This window comes from Roseivirga spongicola, from assembly GCF_001592965.1.
GTDB classification, from domain to species: Bacteria; Bacteroidota; Bacteroidia; order Cytophagales; family Cyclobacteriaceae; genus Roseivirga; species Roseivirga spongicola.
Map to the genome: position 1 here is coordinate 501,130 of NZ_LRPC01000001.1, position 18,053 is coordinate 519,182.

The window sequence follows — 18,053 nt, forward strand, 5'->3', positions numbered from 1 at the left end:
TTCTAGTCTAGCTTTAAAATTTTAAACTCTACCCTTCTATTTAAAGCGCGCCCCATTCTAGTTCTATTTGAAGCAATAGGAATTGTTTCTCCATACCAAACAAAGCGCAACCTCTCTTCATCGATTCCCAAGGTAGCCAGCCCCTTTCTAACAGCTTCTACCCTTCTGAAAGATAAATCTACATTGTAGGCATCTGTTCCATAGCTATCGGTATGCCCTCCCAACTCTACAATGGAGTTAGGGTAGTCATTCATGAACTTCGCTAGGTTACGCATTTCAATCCATGATTGCTCCTTGAGTAAATCTTTATCGAAATCGAAGAACACATTTCTGATAATAAACGATGTACCTGCTGCGGCTTTCACAATTTGTGGAGTGGCATAAACAGTTGGTGTAGCTGCATTAGAAATGATTGTATTTTGGCTAAGTTCTGGTAAACCCAGCTCTCTTCTTTGCGCGTTTAATACTGCAAAGGTATCTCGCTCAATTTCTGGTAAGGCCAAAGTAATTGCCACCGCCTTCGCAACGTCTTGGGGTACTTCAATAGGCTCACCCAAAGCTACTCTAGCACTGTCCAAATCTAGTCTGTCAAGCGAAACCGCATAAACATTCAGATCAGAAACATCTAACAAGTCTATGGTTGAACCCACTGGCACATAGCCTGGTATTTCTGCTCTGTAACTATAAATTTCATCTGCTGGCAGTTCAATACAATAATTTCCTCCTGCATCTGTTCTCACTCGTCCTACCTCAACACCATCTCTAAGCCTAGAAAAAACCACTTCTGCATCTAACGGCTCTTGAGTTTCAGGATCTACTATTCTGCCACATAAAGACACCAAGCGTATTTGACGAGAAACCAACGGAAGAGTGAATGAATGAATGTCTAAATCATTCCCTTCAACCTCTCTACAGAAGTAACCGAAGCCTCCATTCTTTGGAATGAACAAGAACATATCGTCTACCTCAGAATTGACCACTGGACCAAGATTTTCGGGCTCTGTCCAACTTTGCCAAGAATTATCCAGCCTACGAGTCATAAAAAGATCTTTCTTTCCATACCCACTGTGGCCATTTGAGGTAAAAATCAGGGTTTTCTTATCTGGCATCAAGAACGGTCCTTCCTCTTCACCAGCTGTGTTAATTACTGGCCCCATGTGCACTGGCTCTGTCCATACGCCATCTTTCTGCTGAAAACTCACATAGAGATCTCTTTGCCCTTCTGTACCTCTTCCTTCTTCTGAAATTATCAGCACCTCACTATCTGGAGTAAGCCAGAAGTTAACGTTTTCATGCACGTTTAAGTCATTGTAAATCTTAAGGTTTTGTGGGTAAGTCCAGGTAGTTTTATCTAACCTTCTACTCTTAGACAAACCATAATTCATTCCACCCTTCAGGTATTCATTACCTAGAATGATGAGCTCCTCATCTTCTTGAAGAAAAGCACTTATAAAGTTAGGGTCGAGGTTATTCAAAGGCTCTCCTATATTGTAAGCTAAGCCCCAGTCATTAGTTTTTTTATCAAAGTCAGAATACCAGATATCTTCCAGATCATCTAGACCACCAACATTGCCTTCGTGCCCCCTTCTACTGAAATAAAGTGTTTGTTCATCTTTGGTAAGCAAAGGTTTTATCTCACGCTTATCACTATTTACCAGATCGTTCAACCTATACACCTGAAGCTTTGTGTTAATATTCGGCATCAGATTAATTCTAGCCTCGATGGGTGTTTTTGAGTTTGAAACGCCAATACAATCTATATCGCTAAATCCATCTACCTTGGCACCATCGAGCACAACTTTTACTGCTGAAACATTGTAAGAAGTCTTCTCTAAAAATATGCGAAACATTCTCCAGCGCTCGCGAACAGGACCCGCAGGCTGATCGTACACTTTATATTCGTTTCCTTCAGGGTCATAAAGAAACACCTGACTAATAGCCCCTGGATTGTAGGTTTCTCCAATGGCAATCTGCTCTATGGGCATGGGCAATTCAAATCCCACTTTTATATACTCAGTAGTATTAGGCTTAAAAGGCCTCCAAGCATTTGGATTGCTCCCTCCAGCAGGTAAAATATTTGGCTTAAGTAGTGCTTGTCTGGAAGAATTTTCCAGCTCCGTGAATTCAGAAGAGACTTCTTCTACCTGTGTTGCCCACTGCACTGTTGTTTGAGCACTTAATGAAAAATAAGTGCATACTATGAATAGTATACTTAGTAAGTGTTTCATGGTGAGATACACGTCTGAACGTGATCTAAAAATAGCCAATTTTAACGATTAGTAGCGATTATCATTCTTCAAACAGCGTATTAATAGCTATTCGTGTGATTTCTCATTAAAAATAAGATAACCAAATGACAACATCAGTCCTATTGGAGCACTATTTCCTTGAATGTAATTAATTCTGGCACTTAGCGGACCAACCACCGTATCGTAAATGAGCGCCCCCATACCTTTGAACTGTGGCGTTTGAAAGCCCATCTCTATTTCAGCCTCTTGTGTTATACCCTCATTAAAGGTTCTGAATGGTAAAAAGCCATAAAGTTCTAGGCGAAAATCAAAGCTTCCTCCCAAATGCCAAAGGTGCTTCATGCCAGCCCCAACATAGCCAGGAGCTCTGAAATTATCTAAGAAGTATGTTTCCGAATCGAACATTGGCTCAAATGACGGAGTGTAAATGAGTGTGCTTCGGTAGTTATCCAATGGCGACATGGTAGAGTAAGTTGCCTCGAACAACCAACCAAAAGAATAGCGTTCGGTTACTTTGCTGTACTCATCGAAACTCATGGAAAACTCAAACCAGTTTTCATTACTCGAAAGTGTTATAGGGTTATTCGTGTTGTATTCAGCAGAAGTTGTTCCGGCAGTGTAGTCTATGGAGCTGCCAATGAATTTAACTCCAGTATAGAAACGCGTACCCACTGTTGGGAACTGCTTTTTGTTCAGACTATTTCTTTCAAAAGCGAGCTTAGACCTAAAGCCTCTCAGCTTGAATACATCTAGCTTATCATCTGACGAAAGATCGATGGTATTACTAAACTCATCTCTGTTCCTGATCAATCCATTCTCCAAGGTCAGCACACTTCTACCTTCAGTGCCAATACCTATTATTCCACCCACTCTCCTATCTATTCTATCGAGAATCAGTGGATCACTCTGCTCATCAAAAATGTCTTCGGTACTTAAGTAGTCCCAGTGATTATACTGGTAGTCAGGTTGAATAAAAAACCTTGTTTTTGGGTTAATATTGAATCGAGTTGAAAGGTTGACAGCTTCATAAAACCTGCCTGTAGAAAGCATTACTTTGTAGGTATTGAGCTTTCGCTTGAAAGAGTTAAGTTCAGCACCGAGTTGTAAAGTAGATACTTCTCTTGTAGATATATTACCTCCAAACTGCACAGTAAGAGCGTTTTGAGCTGTAGACTTCAAGTAAAGTTCTAAAACATACGCCTGTTCCTCTTCATTATATGTAAAATTAGGATAGACATTCTTAAAGTATGGCTCCGATACAAGCTGAAAGTAAGCCCTACTAATTTGAGTTACAGTTTTACGTCCATCTTTAAAATTGATGAGCTTTCTAACGAATTTTTCCTGATCGCTAGAGAACCCGAATAGATGGAGATCATAAAAAGAGTACGGACTGAATTTTTGATGAAAATCTCTTCTGGTCAGCTCAACCTGAGCCTTGTTTCTTCTACCCTGAATCTTTTCTCTAAGCTCAGGTATCTTTCTCAGCGCAGCAGTATAGCCAGAATCTATCAGCGCCTCAACCTGGTCGAAGTCTACGGCACTAAAGTTAGACTGTATGTCTGGCTCTACGTATACATCGCCTTCACCCAAAACATTCGGGTTTGTTTTATCCAAAAACATAAAGAGCAAAGCATCATTGATAATTTGGTCGTCAGTATCGAAAGGGTATGTCTCACTAAGCTTGGTAGCCACATTGGAGCCTATGACTACATCGGGACTAAAATCCCGTTTCATAATGTCTACTGGAAAGTTGTCATATATCCCCCCATCAAAGAGATATTGATCGTTGTTTTTAATAGGTCTGTAAAAAAATGGCACCGCCATAGATGACCTTACCGCTTTCATTATCGAACCCGAGTCTAATGCCAATGTTTGCTGGGTGAACACGTCAGCAGCAATAGCCTTATAAGGCACCATCATTTTTGTGAAATCAAAATTAGAAGCCTGTGCAGCTTGAGTAAGGTATTCGTTTAAGACGAAATTAATGATCAGGTCATTAGCTAAGGGAGAGTTTAGCTGAGCACCAGTTCTTGGATCTATGATAAGGTCTAGTGACAACCAAGAGGCATTATCTTCTCTTTTGGTGTAATTGTATTGGTAGCGTTCTGTAGAGGTGCCGTCAATCCAGTGTTGAAAAGAGGGCTCTTCTACAATCATCTGTAGTTCTTCTGGGCTATAACCTGCCGCATAGAATGCTCCAACAACCGCCCCCATAGATGTGCCAACCACGTAGTCTATGGGAATATCATTCTCTTCAAGCGCTTTGATAACGCCAATATGTGCCAGGCCTTTGGCTCCACCACCACTCAAAACAAGACCTACCTTTTGCTGACCTAAGGACATTAAAGGCATAAACAATAGAGATAGCAGCAGCACCCTTTTCATAGCACCAAGATAAACGAAAAAAGCAGGGCAAAACCCTGCTTCTGTATAAGAAATCTTTAACAAACTACTCGTTACTGGCCGTTATGCCAGATTCGGCCCAAGGAGCGACAATGTCATTAAGTTTTTTGTCTGTAAGTTGAACTACAGTTTCAAACTTAATCATCTGATCTTCTTTTAAGTGAGTTTCTGAAGGAAGGTCTTCTGCCAAGAAATCAACTTGCTGACCTCTTTTCCAGAACCTGAAACAAAGGTGGTAGCCTGTGGCTAGACCCGTTTTTCCTACATAGCCTATTACATCTCCCTTTTTCACTCTTTGACCTTTTTTCAGGTTGCTGAACTTACTCATATGCAAATAACCAGTAGTGTAAGTAGAGTTATGCTTAATCTTTACGTAGTTTCCATTCCCTTTGGTATAACCTCTTTCAGTGATGATTCCGTCACCTGCTGCTTTAATTGGAGTTCCTCTTCCTGCAGCAAAATCAGTTCCTAAGTGAGGAGTTCTTCTCTTCAACACTGGGTGAAACCTATTCGGATTATATCGAGAAGATATTCTTGAAAACTCAACTGGGTAACGTAAAAACGCCTTTTGGTTACTCATACCCAATTCATCAAAGTAATTGAGTCCATCACCTTGATCAAAGGCATAAGCCTTGTAATCATTATTACGGTGGTTGAATTCAGCACCAATGATATTACCAATACCTACTGACTTACCATCTACCAGTTTTTCTTCGTAAACCACCTTAAACCAATCTCCTTTAAAGAGGGTTTTCATGTCTATTTGCCAGCCGTAAAGATCTGCCACTGCATTGACTAAAGCTGCAGAGCCACCTTGCTCTCGAATTGAGTGATCTAGCGAAACCGTGATCAAGCCTGCCATAGTTTTTTCTACCACTTCAATTTCTCTGGTCTCTTTGTAAACTGCTAGCGAATCAGATAGCTGGTAAATAACATACTCCGTATTGTTAGGCTCATAGACAAAATAGGAGGCTGTTTTAATGGAATCGTTAGTATAGAAAATGCTGTATGGCTTTCCTACAACCAAGTTTCTAGCGCTATGAACATCTTTAGATATTCTATCGATAGAATAAATGTCTTGATGACTTAAGTTGAATGGTAACAGAATATCTGCGAAAGTCTGATTTCTTTTAATCTTTCCTTCTTCTACCTCATAGAGGTCTAATGGAATACCAAACTTAAACTGTGGCTCAACTGGCTCTTCAATCGAAGCTTCCGGAAGTTCATCGAAGAACTCTGGGTCTGCTACCTCATTATTCTGTGATTTAAAGATGAAAAATGTTACTGCGACTGCTACTAATGCTGTCCCCGCGATACCCGCAATTTTTTTATTCATTAACCTTATTTTTGAGCTTAACGACAAAGTAAAGGATTTCTGCGAAAAAAGATGAAAAAAGTGAAGGAAGGCTTACTTCCGCACCTTGAGTCTCAAACTGTTAAGTACCACACTTAGAGAAGAAAAGGCCATGGCTGCCCCAGCAATCATAGGGTTTAGCAAGAACCCATTAACAGGATAAAGCACTCCAGCAGCAATAGGTATGGCAATGACATTGTAAACAAAGGCCCAAAACAGATTTTGCTTCATAGTGGAGCTGATGAGATTAGAAAGCCTAAAGAATTCACTGATCTTACTAATATCTCCCGACATGAGAGTTACATCTGCACTTTCAATAGCTACATCCGTTCCTGTACTCATAGCTATTCCTAAATCGGCTAGAGCAAGGGCAGGGGCATCATTTATACCGTCACCTACAAAAGCGGTCGGTCCGTATTTTTGCTGCACCTCTTTTAAGTACTTCAACTTATCTTCTGGAAGCAAGCCCCCTTTGAATTCTGAAATACCGGAATCATGTGCTACAGCGGCAACAGCTGCTTCATGGTCTCCAGAGAGTACCTCTAAGTGTAAACCCTTTTTCTTCAATGCCTCTACAGCGCTTTTCGTTTCTGGCTTAATATTGTCATGCAAGCCATAAAGCGCTAACAACTCTTCATTCCTCCAAAACGCTACAACCGACCTGCCTTCAGTTTTTAACTCCTTGACAAGCTTAGACTTCTCCTCATCTAAATTCTCAAGCTCACTTAAACCAGTAATTCTATATTCCTCATTATCGATTTGTGCTTTCAGACCGACACCGGAAACAGTATCGACCTTATTGATCATAAATGGAAGAAGAGAATACTTTCCGTTCAGATATTGAGTCACAGCATCGGCCATTGGGTGGTGAGATTGCGACTCCATTCCATTCAAAATGCTTAAGAGGTGAAGTCTATCACCATCTTCAAAAAAGAGCTTTTCCAAAACTACCTCTAGCTTACCTTTAGATATTGTACCAGTTTTATCAAACAGCAAGGCCTTAATAGACTTTGGTTTCTCGAGTGTTTCAGCATTCTTGATTAGTATTCCTTTTGAAGCCGCTTTACCAACTCCAACCATAATAGCTGTTGGCGTAGCCAAACCGAGAGCACAAGGACAAGCAATAATTAGCACACTAAAGGTATTCACGAAGGCCATTGCGAAAGCGTTTTCACTACCTAGGCTGTACCAGATAATGAAAGTGGCGACAGCCAAAACCAAAACCACAGGTACGAAAATGGAAGAAATCTTATCTGCCAGTTTCTGAGCAGGAGCTTTAGAACCCATAGCATCAGACACCATTTGAATGATCTGGCCTAAAGCAGTATCAGAACCCAGGTTTTCAGCCTTAATGGTAAGCGTTCCATTTTTAAGCAAAGTACCAGCCTTCACCAGATCATCCTTCTGTTTTTCTACAGGAACTGATTCTCCAGTAAGCATGCTTTCATCCAGCACGCCTGAACCGTTGTCTATGCTTCCATCTACTGGAACTCGGTCTCCAGCTTTGATAATTAGTAAATCTCCAATTTCAACTTCGTCTAAAGGAACCTCTCTTTCTTTGCCGTTTTCAAGCCTGATAGCACTTTTAGCCTGAAGCTTGTAGAGTTGCTCAATAGCTGCCGAAGATTTTGACTTTGCTCGCTCTTCGAGGAATTTACCTAAGAGAATAAAGGCGATAATTACCGCTGCAGATTCATAATAAACATGAACTTGAAGGCCCAAGCTTTCAATCCAGCCTGGGGCCAGGGTATTGATCAAACTATAGGTGAAAGCTGCTCCAGTACCACTAGCGATCAGCGTATCCATATTGGTTTGGAGCTTTGATGCCAGTTTGAAAGCACCCAAAAAGAAATGCAAACCAGAATAGAAAAGTACGGGGAGAGTAAGTGCTAAAAGAATGAAGTTCTTGTAAGCAAAGTCACCAACAAACATGGATAGGACCATAACTATCAGTGATAAGGGCAAGGCTACAACAAGCTTTCTTCTGATATCTTTTAGTTTTTCATCTGCCGATTTGGCCACTTCATCTTCCAGAATCAGGCTATAGCCAGCATTCTTTACTAGTTTCTTCAGCTCTTTCAGGTTTGCCTGATCATCTACTTCTAGAGTTACCTTGTGAGTAGCGTAGTTAACACTGGCCGAAACCACATGAGGTGCTTTTTGAAGAGTTTTCTCTACTGTGCTTGCGCAAGCTGCGCAGGTCATTCCTTCTACGGGGAGTTGCTTTTTCAAGCTTATTTTGTCTGCCATGGCTTTTGTCTAGTTAGACAACGCTGTGGCACTCGTTCTTCTTTCAAATTCGGCTTTGCCATTTTCAAGAAACTCAACAAAATTCTCAACACTTGGGTCGTATGAGAGTGGTGCCACCAAAGGTTGCTCATTTGTATCTAACAACACATAATAGGGTTGTGCGTTCCCGTTGAACTGGGTAATTTGAAAATCGAAATTCTGCTTACCAACTGTTTTCTTCACTTTACCATCGAAGCTAGATGTGTACCATTCTGACTCAGGCAGCTCAGTTTTATCATCTACATAAAGCGCTAAAACCACATAATCATTTCTGAGAATATTGAGCACTTCAGGAGCCGACCAAACATACTGCTCCATTTTTCGACAGTTTACACAGCCATGCCCCGTGAAATCGATAAACACGGGTTTACCTTGTTCTTGAGCATAATCCATAGCTTGCTCATAATCAAAGAAGCCTCTCAAGTTGTGAGGCAGCTCAAGGAAATCGGCATGCTTTACTTCACCGTCATAACCCACTGGTGCCACTTGAAATTCTTCAGGAGCTTCTTCTAAGCCCATGGCTACCGCAAACGAAAAGTCTGCTTTTTTATCTGGCGGAAGGTAACCTGCCAAGCCATTGAGTGGTGCGCCAGTAAAGCCAGTGAACAAATAAACCGCAAAAGCTAGCGAAGCAACAGCTACACCCAATCTAAGCGGTTGAAGCTTTGTCTTTTTATAATCATGAGGGAATTTGATTACACCGAAGAGATAAAGTGCCAAACCAAGCGCTAGTACAAACCAGATGGCGATGTATATCTCTCTATCTAATAATCCCCAGTGGTAGGCCTGGTCAGCTACGCTTAAGAACTTGAAACCTAAAGCCAATTCTATGAATCCGAGAACCACTTTAACTGAATTTAACCAGCCTCCAGATTTCGGTAAATCCTTTAACATACCTGGGAAGAAAGCGAACACGGTAAAAGGAATAGCAAAGGCCGATGAGAAGCCTAGCATCCCTACCAAGGGCTTGATTTTCGCCCCTTGAAAAGACTCAATCAATACAGTTCCGACAATCGGGCCAGTACATGAGAATGAAACCAGCACCAAAGTGAAAGCCATAAAGAACACTCCAAGGAATCCGCCCTTATTGGCATTCTTATCCATTTTGTTCACAAAGCCTGTCGGCAGGTTGATCTCGAAATAACCGAAGAATGAAATGGCAAAAATGAGGAACACAGCAAAGAAGATAATATTCGCTATCGCTCCAGTAGCCAGATCGTTGGCCAACCCTACACCAAAGAAACTTGTGAAGATTAGGCCCACCAAAATGTAGATTAAGATGATGGAGAGCCCATAAGTGGTTGCTTTTACCCTAGCCTGTTTTTTCGACTGAGAGCTATTAGTGAAGAAAGCCACCGTCATAGGGATCATCGGGAAAACGCAAGGCGTTAGCAATGCAGCTAAGCCAAATAGAAATGCAGCGAGAAAGAAGCCCCAAAGCGATTCTCCTCCTTCAGCCTCTAATAAATCACTATAATCATTTTGTGCCTTTTGGTCTTCGCCCCCTGTGACTTTGATAAAGTTAAAGTCGAAATCTGCACCTCCAGGAATACACTGACCATCGATATCCGTACAAGTCTGGAAAGTCAGAGAACCTCTGATATCCAAGTCTTTCTTCAGTACCCTAATCTTCTGCCTGAACTCTCCCTTTCCTTCAAAATAAGTGACATCAGTTCCCCAGATTTCATCATACTTTTCCTTGGCGTCTACAGGAATTAACCCTCCAATAACCTCGAAGCTGTCATTTGTTTCATATTCAGCTTCGGTGACCATTGGGCCAACATCAGGATCGATATCGCTGGAGTACAGATACCAATCAGGAATAATCTTCACCTTGAAGATGAGCTCTATTTCATCGCCAGTCTGAACTTCTGTTTTAGAAGCATCGAACGACCAATTTGTGGTTGTTTTGAACTGAGCAAATACCTGAAAACTTGTTATCAGCCAAATGGCGAAGAGTAAAATTCCTGATCTTTTCATTCTGTATGATTATTACTTCATCTCTGCAAAGTACTTGTAGAACAGAGGAATAGTTTCAATTCCCTTGTAATAATTGAACAAACCATAGTGCTCATTGGGCGAGTGAATAGCATCCGAATCCAAACCAAAGCCCATTAACACCGTTTTGCTGTCCAGTATTTGTTCGAACAAAGCAACTATAGGAATAGATCCACCTCCCCTGAAAGGAACAGGCTCTTTTCCGAAAGTCTCCTTCATAGCTTTGGCAGCTGCCAAATATGCCGGAGAATCAGTAGGAGTAACAGCAGGTAATGCTCCGTGGTGAGGAGTCACTTTAACCTTTACTGATGGTGGCGCAATTGACTCGAAATGATTTTGGAATAACTCCGTAATTTTATCTGGGTCTTGATGTGGCACCAAGCGCATGGAAATTTTCGCGTAAGCTTTAGAAGCGATTACCGTTTTGGCACCTTCGCCAGTGTAGCCACCCCAAATTCCGTTAACATCTAATGTCGGGCGAATTGAAGCGCGTTCCATAGTAGAGTAGCCTTCTTCACCTTCTACATCACTTAAGCCGATAGATTTTTTATATGCTTCTAAACTGAAAGGAGCTCTAGCCATAGCGGCTCTTTCTTCTGCTGTCAGTTCGAGCACATCGTTGTAGAAGCCCGGAATATTGATTCGTTTTTTCTCATCTTTCAATGAAGCAATCATTTCTGAAAGCACATTGATTGGGTTTGGCACCGCTCCACCATAAAGACCAGAGTGAAGATCTCTGTTCGGACCCGTTACTTCAATTTCTAGGTAGCTAAGACCTCTCAAACCAACGGTTATTGAAGGCACATCATTGGCAATAATTCCAGTATCTGAAACCAGCACAATGTCATTAGCCAGCATCTCTTTATGCTCCTCTAGGAAAATCTCGAGGTTATCTGAGCCCACCTCTTCTTCTCCTTCAATAATAAATTTAATGTTACATGCTAGTTCGCCTCCTGCCATCATAGCCTCAAAAGCCTTTACATGCATGTACATTTGCCCCTTATCGTCACATGAACCACGTGCAAAAATGGCCCCTTCTGGGTGAATATCTGTTTTCTTAATTACTGGTTCGAAGGGAGGAGAATCCCATAAATCTAATGGATCTGGCGGCTGAACGTCATAGTGCCCATACACCAGTACGGTTGGCACATTTGAACCCACTATCTTTTCGCCATAAACAATTGGATGGCCTTTAGTTTCATAGATTTCAGCTCTATCTGCTCCAGCTTCGGTCAATTTTGTCTGAATAAACTCAGCTGCCCTTTTTACATCAGCCTTATGTCGGCTATCTGCACTTACTGAAGGTATCCTCAATAAGTCTAAAAGCTCCTCTAGAAATCTATCTTTATTCTGATTGATAAAATCTTGTGTTCCGCTCATATTTCCTCCGTTTCAGCGCAATTTAATCGATTGCTAATGAAATTAAAGGCCGATGATCAGAAGTTTAACTTTTAGCCGACAAGACTGAATTAATCTTTCAGCTTAGGCATAGGTTTTCTACTCTTCACAAAGATTCCTTCACCTTTTCCTACCACCTTTCCTTCTTCATTCAATATTTCAGAAGAAGCCAGGAAACCATTTTCATCGGCTTTAAGTAGTTTCCCTTTAGCTGTTAGTTTTCCTCCCATTACTGGCCGAACGAATTCAATCTGATAAGACTTGGTCACCAGAAAATAGTCGTCTACTTCTGTGGCACAGGCAAAGTAGGCGGCATCATCTAAGAGCTTAAAGTAAATGGCACCATGCATGGCTTCTCCACCATGAAAAAACTCCTCCTTTACTGTTAGCTCATACTTGGCTTCTCCATCTGACAATGACATATCTGAACCAACAAAAATGGTTTTGTTAATAGGTGCAGAATGAAAAAGCTTAACCAGAAAGTCGTAATGCTCAGTTTTGTTCATAATCAGGGATAAGTCCGAATTGGATAAAGTGATGTTTGAAGTGTTTACGATGGAAAAGTAGCCATTCTTCTGCATTCATAGGACCACCAAAAGGATGGTTAGCCAAAAAGTCAGGCTTTTCTTTTACAAACTGAAGAAAGGAATCTCGCTCTTGCAACAACTTAGCCTTGGCCGACTCCAAATCAGGAAAACGTAATGGCAGCAGGTCATTATTACCAACAGGGGAAGGCACATTCCTTCTCATTGGGCTATCCTTCATCAGATAAGCTTTTGTCTTTGGCCAATCTTCTTCTTTAGTGATAATCGGAATATTGATTTTACCTATTGACATCTTGAAAGTAATGATCAAATGCTCCACCATATGCTGAGGCGTCATTTTACCCCAAGCTGCTGAGTGATCCGTTGTCAATTCGGCCAAACTACCAGTTGCGTCTTCTTGCAAATACTGTTCTGCTGATGTTATTTCCATGCTTATCTTATTTCATTTTTTGAATTGCTTCTATAATATGAGACTTCACATCGTCCCACGTCATAGCATTCAAAGGTCTTGGTAACGGCTCTTCTTCAGCATCGTCAAAATAACTCAATGACTTGAGTAAGTAAAACTGATTTTCTTCCCCGTATTTTGAAAAATAGAACTGGGTCAATTCTTTAAGAGCGTAATGCTTTAATAATTCCGCTAAATCGTAAAAATCTTTCTTGGAACCTCTTTGAGCTACAGCTGACAGTTTCATTGCAGCGATGTCTTCAATACTCAAAAACCTAACACCTTCAGTAGTTGAGTTTTCACCTAAACTAGGATATCTGTGAGATAAACAGTCTACTTTAATTCCATTGATGGTCAGGTTCAAAGTGTTTTTTGCTTTTCCCTGAACTAAAACTTCACTTTCTAACCCATTTCGAATTGAGTTTAATGTAGACTCATAATCAAACTCATTGACTGAAAACAAATCCAAATCGATCGAAACTCTATGCCCAAACTTAAGAGCTAAGGCAGTCCCTCCACCTAGAGCAAAATCAGACAGTGATTCCAATTGCATTAAAGCATTCAATAATTCCAGGGTGCCGGACTCAACTGTCTTTCTCTGAAGCATCTAAATTCAGATTTGTCTATTCCAAAATAATGTGAGCAAAACGAAAGCGTTTTTGGATCGAGGTAGCGTGTATTCTTGAGTGCGCTGAGGCACTTATCCCTTCCGTAGTAATTGAGCACCTGCTTAAAATCACTCCAATCTCCTTTTGTGAAAACACGAGCAATAATGAACCCACTATGTTTTTCATAGGACAGGTCACTTTTATCTACATCCCAAAAAAGATTTTCGCTCAAATGCATACCGAAAGATACAAAAAGAAAAGCCAGCGGTTAAGCTGGCTTCATTTATCAATCTTAATCTTCTCCTAAGAAAGGATATCTGTAATCTTCTGGTGTAACGAATGTTTCTTTGATCAATCTTGGAGACACCCATCTCAATAAGTTAATCATTGAACCAGCTTTATCATTAGTTCCAGAACCTCTTGCTCCACCAAACGGCTGCTGACCTACAACTGCTCCTGTTGGTTTGTCATTGATGTAGAAGTTACCAGCAGATTGCTCTAGCGCTTTTACTGCTACTTCTAATGCATATCTGTCTTGTGAGAAGATAGCACCTGTCAATGCGTATGGAGAAGTCTCGTCAACCAACTTCAATGTAGCTTCGTAGTCATTTGGCTCATATACATAGATGGTGATCACCGGGCCGAAGATTTCTTCGCACATAGTCGTGTACTTCGGATCAGTAGTCAACAACACAGTTGGCTCTACAAAGTAACCTTTCGACTTATCGTGGTTTCCACCAGCAATTACTTCTACTTTATCGCTTGCCTTAGCTTCATCGATGTATTTAGCAATTCTGTCAAAAGCTTTCTCATCGATTACCGCGTTGATGAAGTTAGAGAAGTCTTCAGTTCCACCCATTTTGAAAGTCTTCAGGTCTTCCTGAACGTACTTCTTCACATCTTCCCAAAGGTTAGACGGAATGTAAGCTCTAGAAGCTGCAGAACATTTCTGGCCTTGGAATTCGAAAGCACCTCTGGTGATGGCAGTAGCTACTTGCTTAGCTTTAGCCGACTCATGCACCATAATGAAATCTTTTCCACCAGTTTCACCTACAATTCTTGGGTAAGATCTGTAGTTGTAAATATTCTCACCGATGGTCTTCCAAATATGTTGGAATACTGCAGTACTACCTGTAAAGTGGATTCCACCAAAATCTTTGTGCTTGAAGATGATGTCTCCAGCAGTTGGACCATCAACGTAGAATAGGTTGATTACCCCTGGAGGAACACCTGCTTCGTTGAATACTTCCATTAATACATTGGCAGAATAAATCTGAGTGTACGCAGGTTTCCAAACTACAGTGTTACCCATCATGGCTGGTGCAGTTGGCAAGTTTCCTGCAATGGCAGTAAAGTTGAAAGGAGTTAAAGCGAACACAAAACCTTCTAATGGTCTCTGCTCAACTCTGTTCCAAATTCCTGCTGCAGAGTCTGGCTGCTGCTTGTAAATCTCAGTCATGTACTGAACGTTGAATCTTAAGAAGTCAACGATTTCACATGCTGAATCAATTTCTGCCTGAAAAGCATTTTTAGACTGCCCCAACATGGTAGCAGCATTGATTTTATCTCTGTAAGGACCAGCAATTAGCTCGGCAGCTTTCAAGAAAATAGATGCTCTATTTTCCCAACTCATAGCAGCCCAATCTTTCTTAGCCGCCAAAGCAGCATCTATTGAAGCTTGAACGTGAGAAGCGTCTCCTTCAGAAAAATATCCTAAAATATGTTGATGATCATGCGGAGGAGACATAGGCACCTTTTTATCGGTTCTTACTTCTTCTCCATTGATGTACATTGGAACGTCAATTTGTTTAGAACGAGCCTCGGCAATGGCTGCCTGAAGACTGGCTCTTTCTTTTGTGCCGGGCGCATAGCTGTTAATAGGTTCATTTTTCGCTACCGGTACATTAAAAAAACCTGTTGCCATAGTTTACTTTTAATGGTTAAACATTTCTATTGCGGCAAAGATAAGAGTTCGCCTAAGGATCGGAAACCAATCCCTGTTTATAGAATGGATTTGAGTTGTAGAAGGTTCGAAATATCATGCTGAACTTTGAATTTCGGCACTTCCCTTTTGGGGTTAAACCAAACGTGATCCATGTCTATGCCTTGCGCCCCGGCAATATCGGCATCTATATTATCGCCAATCATGATAGAGTCAAAAACTGAAGCTCCTGTAAGCTCAAAAGCTACTTCGAAAATTCTCTTGTTTGGCTTTCTGGCCTTAGACGATTCAGAGGTTACCACATGACCAAAGTATGGCTCCAGTTTGGAATACTTAAGCTTAGTCTGCTGAATATCATTAAAGCCATTGGTGATGAGGTGCAGCTTGTACTTTCCGGCCAAATAATCTAACACCTCAAAGGCATCAGGGAATACAGCAGGCTTGGTTGGTGCTAAACCTATGTACTCAGACTCCAAGTTTTCTGGCAAGTGCTTAATATCAGCCCTTAGCTTCTGAAAGATTTGAGGAAACCTTCTCTTGCGAATATCTCCCCTTCCGATTCTATGGTTATTGTATAAACCCCAGAGTTCGTAATTAACTTCAAAGAATGTCCGTACCAACTCTTCTTTAGTAAAGATGGCTAAATCTGAAAATTTGTAATGATCGTACAGCTCGAAAAGGGCAGCCGATGCATTAGCATCATAGTCCCAAAGGGTATGATCTAGGTCGAAGAAAATATGTTTGTAGTAAGCCAAGATTATTTGTAGAACTCCCGATTGTTAAATCTATTTTGCGCTAGCTCTCTATTTGAAGCCAAAATTTCATAGGTCTGCTGATCTTTCTGCAAAGTTCCGTCCTTCACTAAAAACTCGAAGATGCGGTGAATAATCTCCTCCACCTCTTCTCGAATGCTATAAAACACCCACTGGTCTACTTTTCTGGCACTAATAATTCCAGAGTTCTTTAGGTAAGTGACATGCCTTGAAGTTTTAGTCTGCGTAAATTCTAAAATATGCTCCAGATCAGATATGGTGAGTTCTCCGTTTCTGTAGAGCAGGTGTAAGATTCTCACTCTAGACTCTTCAGAGACCGATTTAAAGATTTGGCTACCAAATGTGAGGCTGAAATTCTTAAGTCTCATGACGGGTTAATTCTTGTTAATTTGGGGAGAATTAATCGAATACACCAATCAATTTTCCTTAACTGTTGGTTAAGTTTGTGTCGTTCAGTTCATCAAACAGGCATATCTATTTGATTTTCTTTACGTTTGTAACACCAATATGCGATTGAACCTAAAAAGTACATTTGTTAAAATTTCACTTCTCACCATTGTGTTTGCGGCTATTTTATCGGCCAAGGCACAAGCCCAGGAGCAGGAAAAACTTCATGTGGTTCAAGTGTCTGGTTTAGTAATGAACTCAGATAGCACAATGTCTATTCCAGGAGTTCATATATACGATCAGCGAGGCCGTGGTATCCCTACCGACTTCAAAGGTTGGTTTAGCAAAGCATTTATAGCTGGCGACACCCTTACCATTAGTGCCATAGGTTTTAAGAATGAGAAAGTAGTTGTTCCAGATTCTCTTGGAGATAGAGCTACGGTTATTTTTGCTTTGGAAGAAGAAGTCACCCAACTGGCCGATGTTGAGGTGAATCCTTTCCCTTCTGAAGAGCTATTTAAAGAAGCAATTCTCGCCATGAACCTTAGTCAAGAACAAGAGAATGTACTGAACAGCTATGAACCAGGTATTATTCAGGAATTGGTAAGAACTATGCCACTTGAAGGCTCACCAAGCATGAACTACCGGTATATGATGAACCAGCAGTTCCAAAACCTGCAAAATAGTACTGGTCCAAGAACCAACCCACTGCTTAACCCATTTGCCTGGGCGCAGTTTATCAACTCCCTGAAAAAGAAGAAGTAAGATTAGTGGTTCCTCGTTGATGTTGTCACCAACGAGCAACCAATCATCAGTTTGTCGGTCACAAGACCAACAAAGGCGGCTTTGTAGAGTCATTCGACTTGTAAAAGATGAGTTCGCACTGCAAGTGTGAACTAGAGATTAGCGGTTCACCTTCATCTCAATCAAATAATCAGTTCCCAATAACCTATTATCGGCATTGGTATACCAGGTGCGGTTTTTAGGAATACGCAGGCCATTTTGAATTTCCATGCCTTCTAGCACAATGTATTCTCCATCGTTGGCTGCTTCATCGTGATAGAATCTGTAACCCACCATGGCATAGGTTTCTGGGTTGAAGTAGAAATACCAGATATCTTCGCCTACCGCAGCATCATAAGTCACCTTTAGTGCCAGCACCTCTTGGTTCATAAACTGCATTCTCTGAACGGTCGGATCAACCTGAGTGCCCGGATCCTTCAACTTCATAGGTAAACCGTAGAGGTAAGTATAGTAATCTCTCCACCTAAGTGCTCTTTCTTTGGTAAGATTCAGCGAATCTACTTGGAGCGAATCAGGAGCCATAAAATTGTAGAGGAGTTCGGTAGAATCATTTTTATCTACCCAATACTCATAAAGACTTCCGCTACTTAGCATTTTCAGATAGAAACTACCCTTCTTATTATCTATAGTCATTTGGCTTCTTCTTGCAGAATTGCCTTGTGTTTCCATATCTATAATCAGGTCAATTTTGGCAGTATTCCAGTTGCCTGAGGGATTATGAAAAGCTATGGCTCTATTCAGCAACTCTTGCCCTGTTATCTCCTGAGCACTGACATTTAGAGCCAGCAGCATGTTAAAAAGTATGAATAAGCAATTTCTCATGGTTGAATTTAGGAAGGTTGCTGCCTATTTCTA

15 protein-coding genes are annotated in these 18,053 nt (G+C 41.1%); 1 reads left to right on the top strand and 14 read right to left on the bottom strand.

Features of this window, described 5'->3' with window-relative positions; genetic code table 11:
- Positions 1–2 precede the first annotated feature (2 nt).
- The 13 genes from AWW68_RS02250 to AWW68_RS02305 form a co-directional block, all read right to left on the bottom strand.
- Positions 3–2,228: an OmpA family protein gene (locus AWW68_RS02250; protein ID WP_084375544.1), complete on the bottom strand. Its 2,226-nt coding sequence runs from the start codon at positions 2,226–2,228 to the stop codon at positions 3–5.
- Between the two features lie 87 nt (positions 2,229–2,315).
- Complete coding sequence (locus tag AWW68_RS02255) at positions 2,316–4,634, bottom strand: patatin-like phospholipase family protein (RefSeq protein WP_157717493.1); 2,319 nt, start codon at positions 4,632–4,634, stop codon at positions 2,316–2,318.
- A 64-nt stretch (positions 4,635–4,698) separates the two neighbouring features.
- The gene (locus AWW68_RS02260; RefSeq protein WP_068216146.1) at positions 4,699–5,988 is read right to left on the bottom strand and encodes a peptidoglycan DD-metalloendopeptidase family protein; all 1,290 of its coding nucleotides are present in this window, start codon (positions 5,986–5,988) and stop codon (positions 4,699–4,701) included.
- A gap of 72 nt (positions 5,989–6,060) precedes the next feature.
- Positions 6,061–8,256, bottom strand: coding sequence for a heavy metal translocating P-type ATPase (locus AWW68_RS02265; RefSeq protein WP_068216153.1), 2,196 nt, complete (start codon positions 8,254–8,256; stop codon positions 6,061–6,063).
- Positions 8,257–8,265: 9 nt separating this feature from the next.
- A complete protein-coding gene (locus AWW68_RS02270) occupies positions 8,266–10,275 on the bottom strand; it encodes a protein-disulfide reductase DsbD family protein (protein ID WP_068216155.1) in 2,010 nt (669 codons plus the stop codon).
- A 12-nt stretch (positions 10,276–10,287) separates the two neighbouring features.
- Entirely contained in the window at positions 10,288–11,673 is a 1,386-nt protein-coding gene (locus AWW68_RS02275; RefSeq protein ID WP_068216157.1) for a dipeptidase, read from the bottom strand.
- A gap of 89 nt (positions 11,674–11,762) precedes the next feature.
- A complete protein-coding gene (locus AWW68_RS02280) occupies positions 11,763–12,197 on the bottom strand; it encodes a PaaI family thioesterase (protein ID WP_068216159.1) in 435 nt (144 codons plus the stop codon).
- Complete coding sequence (locus AWW68_RS02285) at positions 12,184–12,666, bottom strand: DinB family protein (RefSeq protein ID WP_068216161.1); 483 nt, start codon at positions 12,664–12,666, stop codon at positions 12,184–12,186. Before AWW68_RS02285 ends, AWW68_RS02280 begins: the two co-directional genes overlap by 14 nt.
- Before the next feature lie 7 nt (positions 12,667–12,673).
- Complete coding sequence (locus AWW68_RS02290) at positions 12,674–13,291, bottom strand: nucleotidyl transferase AbiEii/AbiGii toxin family protein (protein WP_068216163.1); 618 nt, start codon at positions 13,289–13,291, stop codon at positions 12,674–12,676.
- A complete protein-coding gene (locus AWW68_RS20420) occupies positions 13,246–13,530 on the bottom strand; it encodes a DUF6922 domain-containing protein (RefSeq protein ID WP_394364961.1) in 285 nt (94 codons plus the stop codon). The genes AWW68_RS02290 and AWW68_RS20420 overlap by 46 nt, the downstream gene beginning before the upstream one ends.
- A 54-nt stretch (positions 13,531–13,584) precedes the next feature.
- Positions 13,585–15,216, bottom strand: a complete 1,632-nt coding sequence (gene pruA / locus AWW68_RS02295; RefSeq protein WP_068216165.1) for an L-glutamate gamma-semialdehyde dehydrogenase — start codon at positions 15,214–15,216, stop codon at positions 13,585–13,587.
- A gap of 77 nt (positions 15,217–15,293) precedes the next feature.
- On the bottom strand, positions 15,294–15,989 hold the full coding sequence (locus tag AWW68_RS02300) for a YjjG family noncanonical pyrimidine nucleotidase (protein WP_068216167.1): 696 nt from the start codon (positions 15,987–15,989) through the stop codon (positions 15,294–15,296).
- Positions 15,990–15,991: 2 nt separating this feature from the next.
- A complete protein-coding gene (locus tag AWW68_RS02305) occupies positions 15,992–16,375 on the bottom strand; it encodes a metalloregulator ArsR/SmtB family transcription factor (RefSeq protein WP_068216169.1) in 384 nt (127 codons plus the stop codon).
- 139 nt (positions 16,376–16,514) lie between these two features.
- On the opposite strand from AWW68_RS02305, the gene AWW68_RS02310 reads away from it, so the two are divergent.
- Positions 16,515–17,159, top strand: coding sequence for a peptidase associated/transthyretin-like domain-containing protein (locus AWW68_RS02310; protein WP_068216171.1), 645 nt, complete (start codon positions 16,515–16,517; stop codon positions 17,157–17,159).
- Between the two features lie 138 nt (positions 17,160–17,297).
- Here the strand turns inward: AWW68_RS02310 and AWW68_RS02315 are convergent, their stop codons facing one another.
- Positions 17,298–18,020 (bottom strand): DUF6503 family protein, encoded by a 723-nt coding sequence (locus AWW68_RS02315; protein ID WP_157717494.1) that lies wholly within the window; start codon positions 18,018–18,020, stop codon positions 17,298–17,300.
- Positions 18,021–18,053 lie beyond the last annotated feature (33 nt).

What these genes read in the sequence shown, in the direction of transcription:
- AWW68_RS02250 (WP_084375544.1), bottom strand. Translation starts at nt 2,228, where the DNA reads ATGAAACACTTACTAAGTATACTATTCATAGTATGCACTTATTTTTCA.
- AWW68_RS02255 (WP_157717493.1), bottom strand. Translation starts at nt 4,634, where the DNA reads ATGAAAAGGGTGCTGCTGCTATCTCTATTGTTTATGCCTTTAATGTCC.
- AWW68_RS02260 (WP_068216146.1), bottom strand. Translation starts at nt 5,988, where the DNA reads ATGAATAAAAAAATTGCGGGTATCGCGGGGACAGCATTAGTAGCAGTC.
- AWW68_RS02265 (WP_068216153.1), bottom strand. Translation starts at nt 8,256, where the DNA reads ATGGCAGACAAAATAAGCTTGAAAAAGCAACTCCCCGTAGAAGGAATG.
- AWW68_RS02270 (WP_068216155.1), bottom strand. Translation starts at nt 10,275, where the DNA reads ATGAAAAGATCAGGAATTTTACTCTTCGCCATTTGGCTGATAACAAGT.
- AWW68_RS02275 (WP_068216157.1), bottom strand. Translation starts at nt 11,673, where the DNA reads ATGAGCGGAACACAAGATTTTATCAATCAGAATAAAGATAGATTTCTA.
- AWW68_RS02280 (WP_068216159.1), bottom strand. Translation starts at nt 12,197, where the DNA reads ATGAACAAAACTGAGCATTACGACTTTCTGGTTAAGCTTTTTCATTCT.
- AWW68_RS02285 (WP_068216161.1), bottom strand. Translation starts at nt 12,666, where the DNA reads ATGGAAATAACATCAGCAGAACAGTATTTGCAAGAAGACGCAACTGGT.
- AWW68_RS02290 (WP_068216163.1), bottom strand. Translation starts at nt 13,291, where the DNA reads ATGCTTCAGAGAAAGACAGTTGAGTCCGGCACCCTGGAATTATTGAAT.
- AWW68_RS20420 (WP_394364961.1), bottom strand. Translation starts at nt 13,530, where the DNA reads ATGCATTTGAGCGAAAATCTTTTTTGGGATGTAGATAAAAGTGACCTG.
- pruA (WP_068216165.1), bottom strand. Translation starts at nt 15,216, where the DNA reads ATGGCAACAGGTTTTTTTAATGTACCGGTAGCGAAAAATGAACCTATT.
- AWW68_RS02305 (WP_068216169.1), bottom strand. Translation starts at nt 16,375, where the DNA reads ATGAGACTTAAGAATTTCAGCCTCACATTTGGTAGCCAAATCTTTAAA.
- AWW68_RS02310 (WP_068216171.1), top strand. Translation starts at nt 16,515, where the DNA reads ATGCGATTGAACCTAAAAAGTACATTTGTTAAAATTTCACTTCTCACC.
- AWW68_RS02315 (WP_157717494.1), bottom strand. Translation starts at nt 18,020, where the DNA reads ATGAGAAATTGCTTATTCATACTTTTTAACATGCTGCTGGCTCTAAAT.